Source organism: uncultured Subdoligranulum sp. (genome assembly GCF_937890665.1).
In genome coordinates this window covers 22,632-28,914 of sequence record NZ_CALADU010000301.1, presented here as the reverse complement: position 1 = coordinate 28,914, position 6,283 = coordinate 22,632, and the positions used below count along the sequence as shown (strand labels likewise).

Genomic DNA, 6,283 nt, shown 5'->3' with positions numbered 1-6,283 from the left:
CATCACCGGCGGGCCTGGGCCTGCTGACGCGAAAGAACCACATCAAAAGCCGCAGGTCGTAACCTGTAAAAGAAATATACCAAACGATGGTTGGTTCCCAACAAAATGTGTTAGCAGACTCAGGGTCCCGTCAAAAAAAAGACCCCTAGCATAAATATAGATTAGGATGAAAGAAGGCTGGTAGATGATGAAAGCCACCACCCCGCCGAACAGGATAATTCTGAATTTCACCTGATCAACAAGGAGATACTCCAATGTACTAGAGTTAAGAGGATTTTTCCTCAGCATCAAACCCCTACCCCAGGAACGATCTAAGTAACCGCAAGTTTCTTACTCCGTTCCACAAATGCTCTTCAGCAAATAACGAACCAGAGGGTAAGTCCAATGTACTACGGTTAATCTAAGATCCTGAAAGGGCAAAAAAATTCGCTTAAAGATAGGATGAGGTACTCATGGTAATGAGTAATCGGTCCGAAAAATAACGAACAAGGGTTATGAGGCTATGACTCCGAAGAAGTAAGACCGCCGGGGCTGTACAGAAATGTACAGCCCCGGCTTTTTGTTTCTTTTCTGCCGTTCCCCTGACAACAAGCACCGCCCCGCAAAATTACGGGGCGGTGCTTACTATTGCAGTATAGTTCCCGGGATGACAGCCCCGGGACAAGTTTCGGTCAGAGCATACACCGCATGGTGCGGGTAGCCTCCACAAAATCGTGGGCCTCGTACAATTCAATGGCCTCGGAATTTTGGGAAAGCACATTCAGTTCCAGATATTCCAGCCGCCGATCCCGGGCCCAGCGCTTGGCGGCTGCCAGCAACGTACTGCCGATGCCCTGCCGCCGTTTTTCCCGCAGGACCACCAAATCGTTAAGGCTTGCATACCGATGGGGCAGCACACAGCTAAACTCCGGCGTCCAGCCCGCATACAACACCAAGGCCAGCCCTACCACGGCGCCCTCCTGCTCCGCCAGCAAAAAGTCCGCATCGGTGGAGGCAATATACTGCCGCAGCGGCTCTTCCTCCCGCGGGGCGGCACAGAAAAAGTCAGGCTGCAAGTCCACCAATTCCTCGTCCAACACCCGATACAACGCCAGAATAGCCGGCAGATCCGCCGCAGTAGCGACGCGGATCACAGTTTTTGCCATGGCAGTAGCCCCCTCTCTGCTTCACAAAAAAACAAAAGACAGCGTGCGGCCGCTGGGGCCCGCCGTCCCCTATCCGGGCACGGCACGTCCTTACAACGCCGCATCGCTGTCTGGTTGGCTGTACGGCGCCGCATGGTGACCGTATTACGCCGAAAAGAATCGGTGATTTACCGAATTTCCTGAATCGTGTAGGTGAAGCCGTACTCCTCCTGCAGCTTCTTCACCGCGGGCTCGCAATCCTCGATGAAGGTGGGAGCGTAAACGCTTTGGCCGTTGTGGGCCTTCTTGTACTCCTCCACGATTTCGTTGAGCTTGACCCAGCCCTCGTCAGCCTTGGCCTGATCCATCTCTTTGGGGAAATCAATGATAAACTCACGATGTTTGGGAATCCGTGCTTTCATGTTGGTTCACTCCTGATTGTTTTATGATAATATACGATTCGTATATTATTTGCGTTTTATACGATATTGAAACACCGTCGGGCATTTTCCGCTGTGCGGTCCAGCACCGCCTGTGCATCCATCTGCCACAGGCCGCCAATGTATTCCGCCACGTGGGCAATGTTCCGGCTGTCGTTGCGGCGGCCTCGTACCGGTTCGGGCGCCATATAGGGGCAGTCGGTTTCCAGCACCGCCCACTGGGGGTCGATGGCCGCCAACACCTTGGCGGCGCGCTTAGCCCCTTTATAGGTCACGGCACCACCAAACCCCAGATACATCCCCTGCTCGGTCAGCCAAAGGGCATCTTCGGCGCTGCCGCTGTAACAGTGCAGCACACCCCGGGGCTTATACCGGCGCAGCAGTTCATACATCTCGCCGTGGGCTTCCCGGTCATGGACCGAAACCGGCAGATCCAGTTCCGCCGCCAACTGCAGCTGGGCTTCAAACAGGTCATACTGTTCCTGCCGGGGCACCACCGGCCAGTGGTGATCAAGACCGATCTCCCCTACGGCCACCACAGCCTTATCCTCAAAGAGGGGCCGCAGGGCTTCCAGCTCTGCCCGCCAATCCCCATGGTAGGCTGCCACGGTGGGGGCGTCCTCCTCGATCAGACTTTCGGGATGGATGCCCAGCGCCGCATGGAAGTAGGGTTGTGCATGGGCCAGTGCCACCACCTGCGGGGCATCCCCCGAATGGGTAGCACATTCCAGCACGCCGACCACACCGCCCTGCGGCAGCGCGGTGAGCAATTCCTCCCGGTCCGCGTCGAACTGGTGGGAACAGTAATGGGCATGGGTATCGAAAATATTGTGCATCATTTACTCCGTTGGGGGGCGCGGTTGACAAGGAAGATACCGCCGCAGACCAGCACCAGCGCCGCCAGATAATTCCACTCGAAGAGCGGTTCGCCGTTGAGCAGCGCCGACAGCAGCACATTCATCACAGGGATGATGAGCCCGAACACACTGATACGGGAAACGGGGTTATTCTTCATCAAAAGTGCCCACAGCACATAACCGGCGCCCGAGATGAAGGCCAAAAACAGCAAGACCGGAACCGCCGCCCCGCTTTGGGGATGCAGGCTGCCCCCCAGCACAAAGCCCAGCAGGGCCAGCGCCAAGCCACCCGCCCCCAGATTGAGGCAGCAGACCGAAAAGCTATCGGCCCGCCGGGTGACGGCCTTGTTCCAAGGTCCGGCACAGGCGAAGATCAGCGACGCCAGCAGCATATAGAGCATACCGGCGGCGCTGCCGCTGCCATGGTTGCCCAGCGTGACCACCAGCACACCGCCAAAGCCCAGCACACAGCCCAAGGCTTTGCGGGGCGTCATTCGATCTGCCTGTCCATAGAGGAAGTGGGCCAGAATAACCCCCATAAAGCTCTGGGTGCTGTTGAGAATTCCGCCCAGCGCGCCGGTGAGCAGCGCCACCGCCGAGTAGTAGAAGAAATACTGGGCAGCCGTTTGCCACAACCCGAGGGCGCAGCATTCCGCCAGCACACGGCCGCGGGGCATGGGCAGCGGACGGCGGTTCAGTGCCGTGCCGCAGACCCAAACCAGCACCGCCCCCAGCATGAAGCGTACCCCCGCGAAGCAGAGGATGGAAGGCGTATCGGTGGCTTCGATGGCAAAGAGGCGGTAGCCCATCTTGATGAAGGGAAAGGCCGAGCCCCATAACATATTGCAGAGGATCGCCATGACCACCGCCACCGCCGGGGTCCCAAAAAAGGCGTCCAGTTTCGAAGGTTTGGTTTGCAAAAGGTGCCTCGTTTCCTCACTTAGTGGATGCGGGCGCCCGCAGGCACGTTGTCGGGGTAGAAGGCAATGGCGCAGCCGCCGTCGGTGTCGGTATCGGCAGCCACGATCATGCCCTCGCTGACATACTTGCCCTTCATCATCGGGCGGGGCGCCAGATTGGCCACAATGCCCACCTTTTTGCCGATGAGATCCTCCGGCGCAAACCACTTGGCAATACCGGAGAGGATGCAGCGTTCCCGCTCGCCGTCAAAGACGGTGAGGTGGAGCAGCTTCTTGCTTTCCTTCATCCGCTCGCAGGCACGGATCTCGGCCACCCGCAGTTCCACCTTGCAGAAGGTATCGAAATCGATCTCCTCCTCGTGGTCCCCGATGAGCTCGGCGCTGGCCGCCGCTGCCTCGGGCTTTTCAGGCTCCGCCGGAGCCTGTGCGGCCTGCGCAGCCGCCTTCTGGGCAGCTTCCAGCGCTTCCAGTTCGGCCAGCTCCTTGGCGGTGTCGATGCGGGGGAAGATGTTCTGCCCCTTGTGCAGCGTAGCCGTGACCGGCAGGGTGCCGAAAGCAGCGGCGCTGTCCCAGGTCTTGCCCTCAGCCGCCACATTCAGCTGGGCAAATATCTTCTCGCAGGTGTCGGGCATAAACGGCTGCAGCAGCACGGTGCAGATCCGCAGGGTTTCGGCCAGATTGTAGAGCACGCGGGCTAGACGGGGCTTGGTCTCCTCGCTCTTGGCAAGGACCCAAGGCGCCGTGGCGTCGATATACTTATTGGCTGCGTCGATGCCTTCAAACACATCGGACAGGCCATTCTGGAAGGCATAGGCCTCCATGTCGGCCTCGTAACGGGCACGCAGTCCCTTGGCCTTTTCCAGCAGGGCGTCGTCCTCGGGGCCGGCGGCCTGTGCTTCGGGCAGCGTGCCGCCGAAGTACTTGTCCGCCATGGCCGTGGTGCGGGACAGCAGGTTGCCCAGATCGTTGGCCAGATCCATATTGATGCGGTTGATCAGCAGCTCGTTGGAGAAGTTACCGTCCGAACCGAAGGGGAAGTCCCGCAGCAAGAAATACCGCAGGGCATCGGCGCTGTACCGCTCGGCCAGCAGGTAGGGATCCACCACGTTGCCCTTGGACTTGGACATTTTACCGCCGTCCAGCAGCAGCCAGCCGTGGCCGTACACGTGCTTGGGCAGAGGCATGTCCATGCTCATGAGCATGGCAGGCCAGATGATGGAGTGGAAACGGACGATCTCCTTGCCGATGAAATGGACGTCAGCGGGCCAGAAGGTCTCGTAATCGCTGTCGGGATAGTGGTCGTTCATAAAGCCCAGCGCGGTGGTGTAGTTGAACAGCGCATCGATCCAGACATAGACCACATGGTTGGGGTCAAAGTCCACCGGCACGCCCCACTTGAAGCTGGTGCGGGAAACACACAGATCATCCAGACCCGGATCAATGAAGTTGTGCACCATCTCGTTAACGCGGGAACGGGGCAGCAGGAAGTCGGTATTCACCAGCAGATCCCGCACCCGGTCGGCGTACTTGGACAGACGGAAGAAGTAGGCTTCCTCCTCGGCGTCCACCACCGGACGGCCGCAGTCGGGGCAGCAGCCGTTGACCAACTGGCTCTCGGTCCAGAAGCTCTCACAGGGGGTGCAGTATTTGCCCTTATATTTGCCCTTGTAGATGTCGCCCTTGTCGTACATCTTTTTGAAAATCTTCTGGATCGCCGCCACATGGTAGTCGTCGGTGGTACGGATGAACCGGTCATAGCTGATGTTCATCAGTTTCCACAGATCCTTGACGCCCTTGGGGCCTTCCACGATGTTGTCCACGAACTGCTGCGGGGTGACGCCCGCCTCTTTTGCTTTGAGTTCGATCTTCTGGCCGTGCTCGTCGGTGCCGGTCAGGAACATGACATTATACCCCTGCAGCCGCTTATAGCGGGCCATGGCATCGGTTGCCACCGTGCAGTAGGTGTGGCCGATGTGCAGCTTATCGCTGGGGTAATAAATCGGGGTGGTGATATAAAATTTCTTCTTTTCCATTTCGGGGGACATCCCTTTCCTACAAAATCTTCCTACTGACTTTCTGTGCGTTCAAGCGACCCGGCACATTCGAAAACCGGGCTGGCGGCAGCGGGGGCTCGTTTTCATGGCTGCCCTCCCGTCTCGTCAAAACCGATGGGCGTCACGCCGCAGGCCAACAGGGCGTGGCGGCAGAGTACCTCGGTACTGTCGATGAAAAAGCCGTCCAGATGCTCGTCACGCTTGACGAGGCTCAGCTCGGTGCAGCCCAGCACCGCCCGGTCGCAGCCCTGCGCTTTCAGGTCCGCTACCGCAGCGTTGAATTTTCCCATATCGGCGCGGCGGCCCTGCTTAATGTCGTCATAGATCACCGAGGTGATCCCCTGCTGATGTTCCGGCGAGGGCACCGCCCAGCCGATGCCTGCCCGTTGGCAGGCCAACTGGTAAGTTTCGGCAGCCAGCGTGCCCTCGGTGGCCAGAATGCCCAGCTTGGTGCAGCCCGCGGCCTTGGCATCCTCCACCGTAAGGCGGGGCATATTGAGCACCGGCACCGGCAGTGCTTCGGCCAGACGGTCATAGAAATAGTGGGCGGTGTTGCAGGGGATGGCCAATACGGTGGCGCCGTAGTTCACAAGGCTGAACCCGTCTTGTTCCATGACGGCGAAGGGGTCTTCCTTGCTTTTGCCCAGAATAAACGCCGTGCGGTCCGGCGTGGACGCCCGCGACGAAATGACAAGATCCAGATGGTCTTGGTCACAACCGGCAGGGGTATGGTCGATGAGCATCTGGTACAGATAGCAACTGGCGGCAGGCCCCAGCCCGCCCAGAATGCCCAGCACAGGTTTGCGCGGCGATGGATTCTGCGACGTGGCGCACCCCTCCTTTATACACTAAGATACTGTATATTATAAGCCGCCGGGCGGGAATATG

6 protein-coding genes are annotated in these 6,283 nt (G+C 58.7%); all 6 read right to left on the bottom strand.

The window, feature by feature from the left end:
- Positions 1–671 precede the first annotated feature (671 nt).
- Entirely contained in the window at positions 672–1,145 is a 474-nt protein-coding gene (locus Q0526_RS17505) for a GNAT family N-acetyltransferase (RefSeq protein ID WP_298736499.1), read from the bottom strand.
- Positions 1,146–1,312: 167 nt separating this feature from the next.
- On the bottom strand, positions 1,313–1,546 hold the full coding sequence (locus tag Q0526_RS17500) for a methylenetetrahydrofolate dehydrogenase (protein ID WP_298736497.1): 234 nt from the start codon (positions 1,544–1,546) through the stop codon (positions 1,313–1,315).
- Positions 1,547–1,602: 56 nt separating this feature from the next.
- Positions 1,603–2,403 carry a TatD family hydrolase gene (locus Q0526_RS17495; protein ID WP_298736495.1) on the bottom strand — a complete coding sequence of 267 codons (801 nt, stop codon included), beginning with the start codon at positions 2,401–2,403 and terminating at the stop codon, positions 1,603–1,605.
- Positions 2,400–3,341, bottom strand: a complete 942-nt coding sequence (locus Q0526_RS17490) for a DMT family transporter (RefSeq protein ID WP_298736493.1) — start codon at positions 3,339–3,341, stop codon at positions 2,400–2,402. Before Q0526_RS17490 ends, Q0526_RS17495 begins: the two co-directional genes overlap by 4 nt.
- 20 nt (positions 3,342–3,361) lie before the next feature.
- Positions 3,362–5,374: a methionine--tRNA ligase gene (metG, locus tag Q0526_RS17485; RefSeq protein ID WP_298736490.1), complete on the bottom strand. Its 2,013-nt coding sequence runs from the start codon at positions 5,372–5,374 to the stop codon at positions 3,362–3,364.
- A 104-nt stretch (positions 5,375–5,478) separates the two neighbouring features.
- Positions 5,479–6,192, bottom strand: a complete 714-nt coding sequence (locus Q0526_RS17480) for an amino acid racemase (RefSeq protein WP_298736487.1) — start codon at positions 6,190–6,192, stop codon at positions 5,479–5,481.
- Between the last annotated feature and the right edge of the window lie 91 nt (positions 6,193–6,283).